Source organism: Pseudoxanthomonas sp. LjRoot206 (assembly GCF_056175725.1).
Map to the genome: position 1 here is coordinate 311,093 of NZ_JBGFFI010000003.1, position 14,138 is coordinate 325,230.

The following is a 14,138-nucleotide window of genomic DNA, read 5'->3' on the forward strand; positions in this document are numbered from 1 at the left end:
CAAGGTTTCGCCGTCGACGCCGGCGGCGGATAATGCCGCCATGCAGATCGGCCCCTACCGCATCGACCCGCCGGTGATGCTGGCCCCCATGGCCGGCGTCACCGACAAGCCGTTCCGCCTGCTGTGCAAGCGTCTGGGCGCGGGCCTGGCGGTGTCGGAGATGACGATCAGCGACCCGCGCTTCTGGAACACCGCCAAGTCGCTGCACCGGATGGACCACGAGGGCGAACCCAGCCCGATCAGCGTACAGATCGCCGGCACCGAGCCGGAGCAACTGGCGAACGCGGCGCGCTACAACGCCGACCATGGCGCGCAGATCATCGACATCAACATGGGCTGCCCGGCGAAGAAGGTCTGCAACGCCTGGGCGGGCTCGGCGCTGATGCGCGACGAAGCGCTGGTCGGCCGCATCCTCGAATCCGTCGTCAAGGCGGTCGACGTGCCGGTGACGCTGAAGATCCGGACCGGCTGGGATTGCGACCACCGCAACGGCCCGGAGATCGCACGCATCGCGCAGGAAAGCGGCATCGCCTCGCTCGCCGTGCATGGCCGCACGCGCGACCAGCATTACACCGGCACCGCCGAATACGAGACCATCGCCGCGATCAAGGCCGCACTGCGCATTCCGGTGGTCGCCAACGGCGACATCGATTCGCCGGACAAGGCGGCGCACGTGTTGGCGAAGACCGGCGCGGACGCGGTGATGATCGGCCGCGCCGCGCAGGGCCGGCCGTGGATCTTCCGCGAGATCGCGCACTTCCTCGCCACCGGCGACTACCTGCCGCCGCCCTCGGTGGCCGAGGTGCGCGACATCCTGCTGGCCCACCTGCATGCGCTGCACGCGTTCTATGGCGAACTGCAGGGTGTGCGCATCGCGCGCAAGCACCTGGGCTGGTACGCCAAGGACCGGCCGGAGAACCTCGCCTTCCGCGCCGTGGTCAACCGCGCCGAGAGTGCGGACGAGCAGGTGCGACTGACCCGCGACTATTTCGACGCCCTGATTGCCGGCGTGACGCCGGTCCTGCCCGCCGCTGCCTGAGGGACGCGCCATGTCCGAAGCCAACGAAAGCCCGGCCTACCTCCACGGTTTCTCCTCGGTGGAACAGGCGCGCCTGATGAAGCAGGCCCGCCTGCTGGAAAGCACGATCTTCAGCCACATCGACTACACCGGCGCGCGCCGGCTGCTGGAAGTCGGCAGCGGCGTCGGCGCGCAGACCGAGATCCTGCTGCGGCGCTTCCCGGACGTGCACGTCAACTGTGTCGACCTCAGCGAGGTACAGCTGCAGGCGGCGAAGCAGAACCTCGCGACGATGCCGTGGTGCCGCGACCGCTACAGCCTGCAGCAGGCCGACGCCAGCCGGCTGCCGTTCGGCGCGCGCGACTTCGACGCCGCCTTCCTGTGCTGGATCCTGGAACACGTCCCCAGCCCCGCGCGCGTGCTCAGCGAAGTCCGCCGCGTGCTGGCGCCGGGCTCGCCGATTTACATCACCGAAGTGATGAACTCGTCGTTCCTGCTGCATCCGTATTCGCCGAACACCTGGCGCTACTGGATGGCATTCAACGACTTCCAGTACGACAGCGGCGGCGACCCGTTCATCGGCGCCAAGCTCGGCAACCTGCTGCTGACCGGCGGTTATCGCGACGTGGTGACGGAGATCAAGACCGTGCACTTCGACAACCGCGAACCGGCACGGCGCAAGGACATGATCGCGTTCTGGGAAGAACTGCTGCTGTCCGCCGCGGACTCGCTGGTGGACGCCGGGCGCGTCACCCAGGACATCGTGGATGGCATGCGCCGCGAAATGCACGACGTGCAGAACGATCCCGACGCCGTGTTCTTCTACGCCTTCGTGCAGGCACGCGCCACGGTCTACTGAGCCTTGCCGGCCGGCGCGGGCGATGCTTCCAGCGTGGGTGCGGACGGCATGACGCTTGCGCCCAGCTTCGTGCGTATCGGTTCCGGCGACGGATGCCGGATGCGATGCCACATCACCGACAGCAACTGCCGGACGCCGTCCCAACCGGCGATCGGCATCGACCATGGCGCCTGCACCGGCGCGATGGCCTGCCAGCGCCCGTCGCGCTGCTCGGCGACCTGGAAGCGGAAGTTGTAGTCGGGTTCCATGCCCATGCGCAGGTCGGACAGCACCAGCCGGCCCTGCTGCACCTGCGCGCGCATGAAGCCGCGGTTGAACCAGGCCAGGCGCTGGACCGCCGGCACGCCGGCCGCTTCGCGGAACGCCTGCACGTTGGACGGGTAACCGCGGAACTGCAGCGGCCCCTCGTCGACCAGCACCGAGCGCTCGGCTTCCACATAGCCCGACGGCGTCATCGCCACCACGCGCCACAGCAGCGTATTAAACGGCATCGGCACCGAGAAGTACGGCGCGTCACCCAGACCCATCGACGCCAGCGTGCGCTCGGCTTCGCGGTCGACCATCGACTTGGCCAGCAGCGACCAGCCCAGATACGCACTGCTCAAGACCAGGCCGATCGCCAGCGCACGCTGCGCGGTTGCCCGCTCGCGCAGGCACCACGCAACAACGCAGGCCACCAGCAGCCACACCGTGTACAGCGGATCGATGATGAACATGCTGGACCACATCGCCGGCGGCGGCATCAACGGCCACCACAGCTGCGTGCCGTAGACGGTGAAGGCATCCAGCAGCGGATGCGTGACCAGCGCCAGCTGGATGGCCCAGAACCAGCGCACCGGCGAGGCCGCAACGCGTCCGTTACCGAGGCGCTTGAACAGCCACCAGATCAGCCAACCCACCAGCGGCAGCACGAACAGCGAGTGGCTGAAGCTGCGGTGCACCGTCATCAGCGTGACCGGATTGTCCGAGAACAGCGCGATGGGCAGGCTGTCCAGGTCCGGCAACGTGCCCAGGGCCGCGCCGGCGAGCAGCGCGGCACGGCGATGCGCGGCGGGGGCGATGAGGGCGGCGACGGCGCCGCCGAGAACGATCTGGCTGAGGGAATCCATGCGCCGATCCTAGCAGCAGGCGACAGCTTCCCTCACGCCGCGCGTTGCGCCTCCTGCGGCACCAGCCGCAGGCGCGGCGCCACTTCGGCCAGCACCTTGCCGGTGTGCGAGAGCAGGCACAGGGTGCCGTCGGCCTCCTCGCTGAGCGCGGTGAGGCTTTCCACCCAGTCGCCGTCGTTGGCGTACAGCAGGCCATCGCGTTGCAGCAGCGAAGCGCGGTGGATATGGCCGCAGACGATGCCTTCCAGGCCGCGACGGCGGGCGTCGTCCAGCCCGGCCTGCACGAAGCGCGCGATGTAGCGCTCGGCGGCATCGCTCTGGCGTTTCAGATACTCGGCCAGCGACCAGTAGCGCAGGCCGAAGCGGCGGCGCAGCTGGTTGGTCAGGCGGTTGCCGGTGAGGATGCGGTAGTACAGCCAGTCGCCGAATTTCTCCTGCAGCCCACCGAAATGGGTGATGCCGTCGTAATCGTCGCCATGTGTCACCAACAGGCGACGGCCGTCCAGCGTGGTGTGGATGGCGCGGCGACGCACCTGCATGGCGGGCAGCATCAGGCCGCAGAAGCGGCGAATGGGACGATCGTGGTTGCCCGGCACGTAGATCAGCTCCGTACCGTTGCGGACCAGCGCATGCAACGCCTCCACCACCCGGTTGTGGGCCGCATCCCAGGATGCCCGGCGCTGGGCCATCCACCACAGGTCGACGATGTCGCCGACCAGGTACAGCCGCCGGCACTGCAGCCCGGCGAGGAAGTCCGCGAACTCCGCCGCGTGGCAGTGCTTGGAACCCAGATGGACGTCGGAGACGAAGACCGCGCGCCGCATCGGGGGCGGCGCGGTCCGCGGGCTCATGCCACGGCCTCCGCCGGACGCCAGGCATCGCCGAGGTAGCGTTCCCGCTTCTTCGGCCGGATGCGATGCAGGTCCACCTCGATCAGGCCGTCGATGGAGTCGCTGAAATCCGGATCGACGCCGAACGCGAGGAAGCGCGCGCCGCCGGGTTCGCACAAGTCCGTGTACTGCTTGTAGAGCATCGGCACGGTCGCCCCCAGCGTGTCGAGGTTGGTCTTCAGCACGCGGAACGCCGTGTCGGCGTCCAGCGCGTCGAAACAGGTCGGCGTGGCGGTGTAGCGGAACGGGTGGCGCGAGCGCGCCTCGCCGGTCGGGTCGCCGTAGTAGTGGGCGTAGTACGCGACGATCTGCTCGCGCGCATCCAGCGGCAGCGCCGCGCTCATCGATACCGCACCGAACAGGTAGCGCACGCGCGGATGCCGGCGCAGGTAGGCGCCGATGCCCTGCCACAGGTAGTCGATGCTGCGGCTGCCCCAGTACTCCGGCACCACAAAGCTGCGACCCAGCTCCATGCCGGTGGCCAAGCGCGGCAGCGCATCGTCGGCATAGTCGAACAGCGCGGCGGTGTAGAGCCCTTTCAATCCCTGCGCCGCCAGCACCGGCGCACCGCGGGCGATGCGGTAGGCACCGGCGATCTTCCGCTGCGCCGCATCCCACAGCACGATGTGCTCGTACCAGGTGTCGAAGGCATCGACGTCCATGCGCTTGCCGGTGCCCTCGCCCACCGCGCGGAAGGTCAGTTCGCGCAGCCGCCCGATCTCGCGCAGCAGCGGCGAGCCACCGGCCAGCCGGCCCACGCAGATGCGCTTGCCATCGGTGGTCTGGCCCAGCACGTCGAGCCTGGCGATGCAGGCTTCCAGCGTCTCCTGCGCCAGTGCCGCCACCAGCGGCTCCGCGGCCTCGGCCGCCTCCGGCGACGCGGACCTGGCAGGCCGGCCGAGCGCATACAGCGCCGTCCGCACCCGATCGATCACGATCGCAGCCTCGTCCTGCGCATCCACGCGCAACAGGTGCCCGACGTGCAGCTGCAGGCGGCGCTGGCTGCGACGGAACATCTCGCGCGCCAGCAGGGCCGTGCCGGCGGGCTTGAACAGGGCCGACGCGCCGTAGAAGAACGGAGAGTTACGCGCCTGCACGCGGATCGGCAGCACCGGCGCACCGGTGGCCCGCGCAAAACGCAGAAAGCCGCGGCGCCACCGCGTGTCGCGCACGCCGCGCGGGCCCAGCCGCGACACTTCGCCGGCCGGGAACACGATCACGCACTGCTCGGCCTCCAGCGCCTGCTCCACCGCGCGCACGCTGTCCGGACTCGGCTTGCCGCCGAGGATGCGCACCGGCAGCAGCAGCCCGGCCAGCGGCGCGATGCCCATCAGGACGTCGTTGGCCACGATCCGCACGTCGCGGCGCACGCGGCCCACCAGTTGCAGCAGCGCCAGCGCATCCAGCGCTCCGGACGGATGGTTGGCCACGATCAGCAGCCGGCCTTGCGCCGGAATGCGCTGCTCGCTGCCGGCCTCGACGGTCGGCCGCAGGTTGAGGTGGTCGATCGCGGCATCGACGAAGGCCAGCCCCTGCAGGTGGCCATGGTCGGCGAGGAAGGCGTAGGCCTGGTCCAGCTTCGACCAGCGCCCGAGCGTGCGCAGCAACGGCTGGGTGAGCCGGGCGCGACGGCCGCGGAACCAGTGGGGGTAGCGTTCGGTGATCTGCTGTTCCAGCGGGCGCATGGGCAAGGGCTGGCGGCGGGGTGTCGCCGCGCAGCCTGCGCCTGGCCGGCGACAGCGCGGTTTCCGTTTTCTGGCAGTCCGGTGACAAAGGCGGTTGACCCGCACTTAACCCGGCTGCAACCCTGAACGGGGCAGAATGCACGCACCGCCCCCGGCGTGTATCATGCGCGCCCATCTTTTCATCCGAATCAAAGGATATAAGCCTGATGTCCAGCTACCTGTTCACCTCCGAATCGGTCTCCGAAGGCCATCCGGACAAGATCGCCGACCAGATTTCCGACGCCGTGCTGGACGCGATCTTGGCCCAGGACAAGCGCGCACGCGTGGCCTGCGAGACGCTGGTGAAGACGGGCGCCGCCATCGTGGCCGGCGAAGTCACCACCACCGCCTGGGTGGACATCGAGTCGCTGGCCCGCAAGGTCATCAACGACATCGGCTACGACAATTCGGACGTCGGCTTCGACGGCCACACCTGCGCCATCATCAACATGCTGGGCAAGCAGTCCCCCGACATCAACCAGGGCGTCGACCGCAAGAAGCCGGAAGAACAGGGCGCCGGCGACCAGGGCCTGATGTTCGGCTACGCCTGCAACGAGGCGCCGGAATTCATGCCCGCCCCGCTGTACTACAGCCACCGCCTGGTGGAACAGCAGGCCAAGGTACGCAAGAAGGGCAAGCTGAAGTGGCTGCGCCCCGACGCCAAGTCGCAGGTCACCCTGCGCTACGACGGCAACACCGTGCTCGGCCTAGACGCCGTGGTGCTGTCGACCCAGCATGATCCGGACATCAAGCAGAAGGACCTGATCGAGGCCGTGCGCGCCGAGATCCTGGTGCCGGTGCTGCCGAAGAAGTGGCTGGACGCGCTGCCGAAGAACAAGGTGCACATCAACCCGACCGGCAAGTTCGTCATCGGCGGCCCGGTGGGCGACTGCGGCCTGACCGGCCGCAAGATCATCGTCGACAGCTACGGCGGCATGGCCCGCCACGGCGGCGGCGCGTTCTCGGGCAAGGATCCGTCGAAGGTCGATCGTTCGGCCGCCTACGCCGCGCGCTACGTGGCCAAGAACATCGTGGCCGCCGGCCTGGCCGACAAGTGCGAAGTGCAGGTCTCCTACGCCATCGGCGTGGCCGAGCCGACCTCGATCTCGGTCACCACGTTCGGCACCGGCAAGGTCGGCGACGACGTGATCGAGAAGCTGATCCGCAAGCACTTCGACCTGCGTCCGTACGGCATCACCCGCATGCTGGATCTGGAGCACCCGATCTACCAGCCGACCGCCAGCTACGGCCACTTCGGCCGCAAGCCGAAGGAAATCAGCTACGTCGACGCCGCCGGCAAGAAGCACACCGCGACCGCCTTCTCCTGGGAGAAGACCGATCGTGCCGAAGCGCTCCGCAAGGACGCCAAGCTGAAGTAAGGCTTTTCTCCGCCCTGTCCCGCCTGCGGGACAGGGCTGGGCGAAGACGACGGGCCGCAGCGATGCGGCCCGTGTTTTTTTTGCGGATGGCACGCATGCTGCCATCCGCCGCACGGACACCGACGAACGCCATGACCACCGACATCCCGCCTCCGCCTCCTGCCGACGAGCCCGCCCGCGTGCGCATGGCCCTCGAATGGCTGGAGTCGATCGCCGCCGACCGCACCCTGCTCGACGGCTGTCCGGACGAGGAGCGCGCGCGCCTGCACCGGGCGATCGCCGCGATCTACCTGCCCGACCCCAAGCTGCGCCGACAGAAGGCCAAGCAGCGGGAGCGCGAGCGCAACGTCGAGGCCATCCGGCGCGCCGAGGCGGTCCTCGACCAGACCGGCATCCGCGAACTGCGCCGGAAGCCCGTGTTCACCACGCCGAACTACTTCGCGCCCGCCTTGCCCTCGCCCGATATCGCGCCCCGCGAGTCGGAGGAACTGCTGCACTGCTACGTGTGCAAGCAGAAGTACACGCTGATCCACCACTTCTACGACCAGATGTGCCCGGCGTGCGCGGACTTCAATTTCGCCAAGCGCACCGAGCTGGCCGACCTCAGTGGGCGGGTCGCCCTGCTGACCGGCGGCCGGGTCAAGATCGGCTACCAGGCCGGCCTGAAGCTGCTGCGCGCGGGCGCGCACCTGATCGTCACCACCCGGTTCCCGCGCGATTCCGCCGCGCGCTACGCGCAGGAACCGGATTTCGACGAATGGGGCCATCGGCTGGAAGTGTTCGGTCTGGACCTGCGCCACACCCCCAGCGTCGAAGCGTTCTGCCATGAACTGGCCGGCAAGCTGCCGCGGCTGGACTTCATCATCAACAACGCCTGCCAGACCGTACGTCGTCCGCCGGAGTTCTACGCGCACATGATGGGCGCCGAAACCGCGGCACTGCACGACACCCCGCACCACGTGCGCAAGCTGCTGGGCAGCTACGAGGGCCTGCGCAGTTACAACATGCTGCCCGAGTCCAACCCGGCGGCAGTGCAGGTCGCGATGGGCGGCGTCCGCGACACCGCGGGGCTCAGCCGTTCCGCCGAACTGTCGCAAGTGCCGTTGCTGCCCGAGGAACTGCTGGGGCAGAAGCACCTGTTCCCCGAGGGCCGCCTGGACCAGGACCTGCAGCAGGTCGACCTGCGCGGGCGCAACTCCTGGCGCCTGCTGATGCACGAAGTGCCGTCGGTGGAACTGCTGGAGACGCAGCTGGTCAACGCCATCGCGCCTTTCATCATCAACGCGCGCCTGAAGCCGCTGATGCTGCGCACCCCCGACCGCGACAAGCACATCGTCAACGTGTCCGCGGTCGAAGGCCAGTTCTACCGCAACTTCAAGACCACCAAGCATCCGCACACCAACATGGCCAAGGCCGCGCTCAACATGATGACGCGCACCGCGGCCGCCGATTACCACGGCGACGGCATCCATATGAACAGTGTCGACACCGGCTGGGTCACCGACGAGGATCCCGTCGAGATCGCCGCACGCAAGGTCATCGAGGAACGCTTCCACCCGCCGCTGGACATCGTCGACGGCGCCGCACGCATCGTCGATCCGATCATCCACGGCATCAACACCGGCGAGCATGTCTGGGGGCAGTTCCTGAAGGACTACAAGCCGACGGACTGGTGATCCTCACGCACGCGGACCCGGCGCGCCCGTTGCGTTCCGGGGTGGCTGACCAGGCGGTCCGGGATCGGGTAGCCTGCGCGCCTCACCCTGCGGAACCGCGCCATGGAATCGCTGAAAAGCCACCAGTTGTCGATGACCGTGCTGATGACGCCGGACATGGCCAACTTCTCCGGCAAGGTCCACGGCGGTGCCATCCTGAAGCTGCTCGACCAGGTGGCCTACGCCTGCGGCAGCCGCTACGCCGGCAAGTACGTGGTCACCCTGTCGGTGGACCAGGTGATGTTCCGCCAGGCCATCAACGTGGGCGAGCTGGTGACCTTCCTGGCCTCGGTCAACCACACCGGCACCTCCTCGATGGAGATCGGCATCAAGGTCGTGGCCGAAGACATCCGCAAGCAGAGCGTGCGCCACGCCAACAGCTGTTTCTTCACGATGGTGGCCGTGGACGATGAAGGACGCCCCACGCCGGTACCCGCGCTGGAGCCCGGCACGCCGGACGAGGCCCGCCGCTTCGCCGCCGCGCGCCTGCGACGCGAGCTGCGCGAGGAAATGGAGCAGCGGCACGCGGCCCTGCTCGGCACCCGCGAGCCCGCGATCGGCTGAACACCGCCGGTGAGCGGCCCGCGCCCGGTACAATGTGCGCATGTCTCTGATGCAATTCCAGCGGGTCGACTTCAGCGTCGGCGGGCCGCTTCTCCTCGAACACGTCGACCTGTCCATCGAACCCGGCGAGCGCGTCTGCATCGTCGGCCGCAACGGCATGGGCAAATCCACGCTGATGCGGCTGATGGCCGGCGAACTGAAACCCGATGACGGCGAGATCCGCGTGCAGAACGGCGTGGTGGTCGCGCGCATGGCGCAGGAAGTACCTCAGGACACGCAGGGCACGGTGTTCGACGTGGTCGCCGAAGGCTTGGGCGACCTCGGTCATCTGCTCGCGCTTTACCACCACGCGCTGCACGACGGCGACATGGACGCGATGGGCGAGGCCCAGGCGCAGATCGAAGCGCGCAACGGCTGGGACCTGGACCGTCGCGTGCAGCAGGTGCTGGAACGGCTGGAGCTGCCCGAGGAAACCGACTTCGCCGCGCTGTCCGGCGGCATGAAGCGCCGCGTGCTCCTCGCGCAGGCGCTGGTGCGTAACCCCGACATCCTGTTGCTGGACGAACCGACCAACCACCTCGACATCGAGGCGATCGCCTGGCTGGAAGGCTTCCTGAAGTCCTTCGGTGGCAGCATCGTCTTCGTCACCCACGACCGCAGTTTCCTGCGCTCGCTGGCGACGCGCATCCTCGAGATCGACCGCGGCCAGCTGACGAGTTGGCCGGGCGACTACGACAACTACCTGCGCCGCCGCGAGGAACGCCTGCATGCCGAGGCGCAGGAGAACGCGCGCTTCGACAAGCTGCTGGCGCAGGAAGAGGTCTGGATCCGCCAGGGCATCAAGGCGCGCCGCACCCGCAACGAAGGCCGCGTCACCGCGCTGAAGGCGCTGCGCCGCGAACGCGCGCAGCGCCGCGAACTGTCCGGCAACGTGAAGATGGAAGCCGCCGCCGCGCAGGCGTCCGGCAAGAAGGTCATCGAAGCCACCGGGGTGACCCAGGCCTACGATGGCCGCACGCTGCTGGACGACGTGTCGGCGACCATCATGCGCGGCGACCGTGTCGGCATCATCGGCCCGAACGGTGCCGGCAAGTCGACGCTGCTGAAGATCCTGCTGGGCGAGCTTGCGCCGCAACAGGGCGAGGTGAAGCTGGGCACCGGCCTGCAGATCGCCTATTTCGACCAGCATCGCAGCCAGCTGGACGAATCGCGCACGGCGCTGGAGAACGTCGCAGAGGGCAGCGACTTTGTCGAGATCAACGGCAGCCGCAAGCATGTGATCGGCTACCTGCAGGACTTCCTGTTCTCGCCGGAACGCGCGCGTGCGCCGATCACCCGCCTGTCCGGCGGCGAGCGCAACCGCCTGTTGCTGGCCAAGCTGTTCGCGCAGGCGTCCAACCTGCTGGTGATGGACGAACCGACCAACGACCTCGACGTCGAGACGCTGGAACTGCTGGAAGAACTACTGCTGGACTACAAGGGCACGCTGCTGCTCGTCAGCCACGACCGCGACTTCCTCGACAATGTGGTTACCAGCACGCTGGTACTGGAAGGCGAAGGCCGGCTGGGCGATTACGTCGGTGGTTACTCGGACTGGCTGCGTCAGCGGCGCGTGCCTGCGGCGACTGCCGGCGCGTCCACGCCCGCCAAGCCCGCCCTGTCGAAGCAACCCGAGCCTGTCGCCGCCAAGCGCAAGCTGGGCTTCAAGGAAGCGCGCGAACTGGAACAGCTGCCGGCCCTGATCGAAACACTGGAAGCCGAGGTGGCCAGGCGCACGCTGGCCATGAACGACCCGGCGTACTACCAGCAGTCGCCCGCCGACCTGCAGCGCGCGAACGACGAACTGGCCGCGAAACAGGCGGAACTGGACCACGCCTACCAGCGCTGGTCGGAGCTGGATGGCTGAGGCGCGTCGCTCGTTGTAGGAGCGACGTCAGTCGCGACCGCGGAAGTTGATCGCCATTCGCCACTCATCGATCTTTGGAGTGGGCGCCTGCATACGCTCGCCTCCGGATGTCCGCCACTGAGCTGACAACGTGCGGTCGCGACTGACGTCGCTCCTACAACAGCGAACGCATCACCCGGTGTTCTGCACGCCCTGCGACACGCCGTTGATGCTGGCGACCAGCGCATGCAGCAGCGCATCGTCCTCGCGGTCGCTGTCGCGCCAGCGCTTCAGCAGGTCGGCCTGCATCACGCTGATCGGGTCGATATAGGGATTGCGCAGGCGGATGGACAATGCCAGACGCTGGTCGTGCTGCAGCAGCCATTCGTTGCCGTTGAGGGCCAGCATCCAGCGCAGCACCGAGGCGTGCTCGTTCCGCACGCGCGGGAAGAATTCGCCGTGCAGCTCGCCGGACATCTTCGAATACATCTCGGCGATGCTCAGGTCGCCCTTGGCCAGCACCATCGAGATATCGTCGAGGAACGTCTTGAAGAACGGCCAGTCGCGCGCCATCTCGCGCAGCGCGTCCTCGCCGTACGCATCCACCGCCGCCTGCAGGCCCGTTCCCACGCCGTACCAGCCCGGGATCACCGCGCGTGCCTGGCTCCAGGCGAACACCCACGGGATCGCGCGCAGATTGCCGAGCGCGGCGTCCTGCCCCAGCCGGCGCGAGGGACGCGAACCCAGTGTCATCCGCTCGATGACGTCGATCGGCGTGGCGCTGCGGAAATAGTCCATGAAACGCGGCGACTGCACGAAGGCTCGGTAGGCTTGCGAGCTTTCACGCGCCACCAGCGCCATGATCTCGCGCCAGCGCGCTTCGCGCGGCTCCGGCGGACGCGGGCGCAGGCTGGACAGCAGCACGGCACCGACCGACTGCTCCAGCGAACGCAAAGCCAGCGCGCGGATGCCGTACTTCCGGTGGATCACTTCGCCCTGCTCGGTCACGCGCAGGCGGCCATCCACGCTGCCGCGTGGCGCCGCTTCCAGCGCGCGCGTGGTCTTGCCGCCACCGCGGACGATCGAACCACCACGGCCATGGAAGAAGGTCAGCTTGATGCCGAGTTCCTGCGCGGCATCGACCAGGTCCACCTGCGCACGCTGCAATCCCCAGCGCGAGGCGGCGATGCCGCCGTCCTTGCCACTGTCGGAATAGCCGAGCATCACCATCTGCACGTTGTCGCGCGCGGCCAGGTGCGCGCGGTAGACCGGATCGGCCAGCAGGTCACGCAGCACCTCGGTGCCATGGCCCAGGTCGTCGATGGTCTCGAACAGCGGCGCGATGTCGAGCGGCACCTGGCCTGCATCGTCGACCAGTCCGCCGCGGCGCGCGAGCGCGAGCACGGTCAGCACGTCGGCGCGGCTGTGCGCCATGCTGATGATGTAGGTGCCCAGCGCCTCGGTGCCGTGCCGCGTGCGCGCATCGGCGAGTGCGCGGAAGACGGCATCGAGCCGGTCGTTGCCCTCTTCGCTGCTGGCCGGCAACGTCGCCGCGCCGCTGGCATGCGGGCCCAGCAGGGCGGCGCGCTCGACGGCGTCGCGGTCTTCCCACTGCGCATCGCCCAGTGCAGCGGCGACCGCACGTGCATGTACGCTGGACTCCTGGCGCACGTCCAGCCGCGCCAGGTGGAAGCCGAACGTGCGCACGCGCCACGCCAACCGGCGCACCGCGAACCAGCCTGCGTGGATGCCGCGATTGGCTTCCAGGCTGTGCAGGATCAGGTCGATGTCGTGCGCCAGGTCATCGGGCGAGGGATAGCCCTCGGGCCGGTCTTCCAGCGTCGCCTGCAACCGCGCCCGCATCAGGTCGTTGAGCAGGCGGTACGGCATGTCGCCATGGCGCGGACGCGACTTCTTCGCCGCCTCCGGCATCAGCGCGCGGTACTCCTCGACGCGCGCCGTCACCTCCGGCGACACGCCGATGATCGAGCTCGACTGGCTCAGCAGCGTGGTGAGCTGGCGCAGTTCCTTCAGGTAGCGCGCGAGGATGGATCGGCGCTGGGCATCCAGCGTGGCCGTGACGGTGCCGGCGTCCACGTTCGGGTTGCCGTCCATGTCGCCGCCCACCCAGGTGCCGAAGCGCAGCACCCGCGGCAGGTCCGCGGTGATGTGCGGTGCGGGACCGTAAACCTCGGTGATCGCATTCTCCAGCGTCTCGTACAGCACGGGGATGACGCGATAGAGCACTTCGATGAGGTAGAAGCCGACGTGCTCGCGCTCGTCTTCCACGCCCGGGCGCACCGGCGACGAATCGGCGGTCTGCCAGGCCGAGGTCAGTGCCATGCGGAAACGCGCGGTGTCGGTGGCCTGCTCGCCTGGTGTGCGGGTGCCGTCCAGCCCGTTGATCAGGCTGGCCACCATCAGCTGCTCCTTCTCCAGCAGCGCACGGCGTACCGCCTCGGTCGGGTGGGCGGTGAACACGGGCTCCACGTCGATGCGCGGCAGCCACTGCGCCAGCTCCTCCAGCGTCACGCCCTGCGCCTTCAGCTTGGCCAGCGTGTCATGCAGGCCATCCGGCTGCGGCCGGGCGCTGCCGGCACGCTGGTAGTCGCGGCGACGGCGGATGCGGTGCACGCGCTCGGCGATGTTGACGACCTGGAAGTACGTACTGAACGCACGGATCAGCGCCTCCGCCTGCTCGGGTGTCTGTCCATCCAGCAATCCGGCCAGCGACTGCGGCGGCTCGCCCGCCTGCCGGCGCGCGATGGCGGTGGTGCGCACGCGTTCCACGTCGGCCAGGAACGCGGGGGACACCTGCTCGGCCAGCATGTCGCCGACCAGCGCGCCCAGCCGGCGCACGTCTTCACGCAGGGGGACATCGGGGGGAGCGAATTCGAGACTGCGGGGGCTGTTCATGCGTGGCGCGTGGATCCCGTCGTTCGTTTGGTCTGGATTGGTATTGTCTCGGGAGACAAGTGGTCTGCTGCAGGGCAGC

Annotated in this window: 10 protein-coding genes; 6 read left to right on the plus strand and 4 right to left on the minus strand. The window is 68.4% G+C overall.

Features of this window, described 5'->3' with window-relative positions; all coding sequences use genetic code 11:
- The first annotated feature begins 40 nt into the window (after positions 1-40).
- Together dusB and AC04MD_RS10730 are read left to right on the plus strand one after the other, a co-directional pair.
- Entirely contained in the window at positions 41-1,039 is a 999-nt protein-coding gene (dusB, locus tag AC04MD_RS10725; protein ID WP_475497267.1) for a tRNA dihydrouridine synthase DusB, read from the plus strand.
- A gap of 10 nt (positions 1,040-1,049) precedes the next feature.
- Positions 1,050-1,877, plus strand: a complete 828-nt coding sequence (locus AC04MD_RS10730; RefSeq protein WP_475497268.1) for a class I SAM-dependent methyltransferase — start codon at positions 1,050-1,052, stop codon at positions 1,875-1,877.
- Here AC04MD_RS10730 and AC04MD_RS10735 read toward each other — a convergent pair.
- From AC04MD_RS10735 to olsF, 3 genes are read right to left on the minus strand one after another with little or no spacing between them, the layout of a single operon-like run.
- Entirely contained in the window at positions 1,871-2,986 is a 1,116-nt protein-coding gene (locus AC04MD_RS10735; RefSeq protein WP_475497269.1) for a metal-dependent hydrolase, read from the minus strand. The two genes, AC04MD_RS10730 and AC04MD_RS10735, sit on opposite strands and share 7 nt — an antisense overlap.
- Positions 2,987-3,018: 32 nt before the next feature.
- Positions 3,019-3,837, minus strand: a complete 819-nt coding sequence (locus tag AC04MD_RS10740; protein WP_475497270.1) for a UDP-2,3-diacylglucosamine diphosphatase — start codon at positions 3,835-3,837, stop codon at positions 3,019-3,021.
- Positions 3,834-5,561, minus strand: coding sequence for a bifunctional ornithine lipid synthase OlsF (gene olsF / locus AC04MD_RS10745; protein WP_475497271.1), 1,728 nt, complete (start codon positions 5,559-5,561; stop codon positions 3,834-3,836). Before olsF ends, AC04MD_RS10740 begins: the two co-directional genes overlap by 4 nt.
- A gap of 206 nt (positions 5,562-5,767) precedes the next feature.
- Between olsF and metK the strand changes: the two genes are divergently transcribed.
- The 4 genes from metK to AC04MD_RS10765 all read left to right on the plus strand — a co-directional run bounded on the left by metK (position 5,768) and on the right by AC04MD_RS10765 (position 11,164).
- Entirely contained in the window at positions 5,768-6,979 is a 1,212-nt protein-coding gene (gene metK, locus AC04MD_RS10750) for a methionine adenosyltransferase (RefSeq protein WP_192270356.1), read from the plus strand.
- A 131-nt stretch (positions 6,980-7,110) separates the two neighbouring features.
- Positions 7,111-8,655, plus strand: coding sequence for an SDR family NAD(P)-dependent oxidoreductase (locus tag AC04MD_RS10755; protein WP_475497272.1), 1,545 nt, complete (start codon positions 7,111-7,113; stop codon positions 8,653-8,655).
- Between the two features lie 102 nt (positions 8,656-8,757).
- Positions 8,758-9,258, plus strand: a complete 501-nt coding sequence (locus AC04MD_RS10760) for an acyl-CoA thioesterase (protein WP_475497273.1) — start codon at positions 8,758-8,760, stop codon at positions 9,256-9,258.
- Between the two features lie 40 nt (positions 9,259-9,298).
- Positions 9,299-11,164 carry an ATP-binding cassette domain-containing protein gene (locus tag AC04MD_RS10765; protein ID WP_475497274.1) on the plus strand — a complete coding sequence of 622 codons (1,866 nt, stop codon included), beginning with the start codon at positions 9,299-9,301 and terminating at the stop codon, positions 11,162-11,164.
- 171 nt (positions 11,165-11,335) lie between these two features.
- Here the strand turns inward: AC04MD_RS10765 and ppc are convergent, their stop codons facing one another.
- Positions 11,336-14,059 (minus strand): phosphoenolpyruvate carboxylase, encoded by a 2,724-nt coding sequence (gene ppc / locus AC04MD_RS10770; RefSeq protein ID WP_475497275.1) that lies wholly within the window; start codon positions 14,057-14,059, stop codon positions 11,336-11,338.
- Between the last annotated feature and the right edge of the window lie 79 nt (positions 14,060-14,138).

What these genes read in the sequence shown, in the direction of transcription:
- dusB (WP_475497267.1), top strand. Translation starts at nt 41, where the DNA reads ATGCAGATCGGCCCCTACCGCATCGACCCGCCGGTGATGCTGGCCCCC.
- AC04MD_RS10730 (WP_475497268.1), top strand. Translation starts at nt 1,050, where the DNA reads ATGTCCGAAGCCAACGAAAGCCCGGCCTACCTCCACGGTTTCTCCTCG.
- AC04MD_RS10735 (WP_475497269.1), bottom strand. Translation starts at nt 2,986, where the DNA reads ATGGATTCCCTCAGCCAGATCGTTCTCGGCGGCGCCGTCGCCGCCCTC.
- AC04MD_RS10740 (WP_475497270.1), bottom strand. Translation starts at nt 3,837, where the DNA reads ATGAGCCCGCGGACCGCGCCGCCCCCGATGCGGCGCGCGGTCTTCGTC.
- olsF (WP_475497271.1), bottom strand. Translation starts at nt 5,561, where the DNA reads ATGCGCCCGCTGGAACAGCAGATCACCGAACGCTACCCCCACTGGTTC.
- metK (WP_192270356.1), top strand. Translation starts at nt 5,768, where the DNA reads ATGTCCAGCTACCTGTTCACCTCCGAATCGGTCTCCGAAGGCCATCCG.
- AC04MD_RS10755 (WP_475497272.1), top strand. Translation starts at nt 7,111, where the DNA reads ATGACCACCGACATCCCGCCTCCGCCTCCTGCCGACGAGCCCGCCCGC.
- AC04MD_RS10760 (WP_475497273.1), top strand. Translation starts at nt 8,758, where the DNA reads ATGGAATCGCTGAAAAGCCACCAGTTGTCGATGACCGTGCTGATGACG.
- AC04MD_RS10765 (WP_475497274.1), top strand. Translation starts at nt 9,299, where the DNA reads ATGTCTCTGATGCAATTCCAGCGGGTCGACTTCAGCGTCGGCGGGCCG.
- ppc (WP_475497275.1), bottom strand. Translation starts at nt 14,059, where the DNA reads ATGAACAGCCCCCGCAGTCTCGAATTCGCTCCCCCCGATGTCCCCCTG.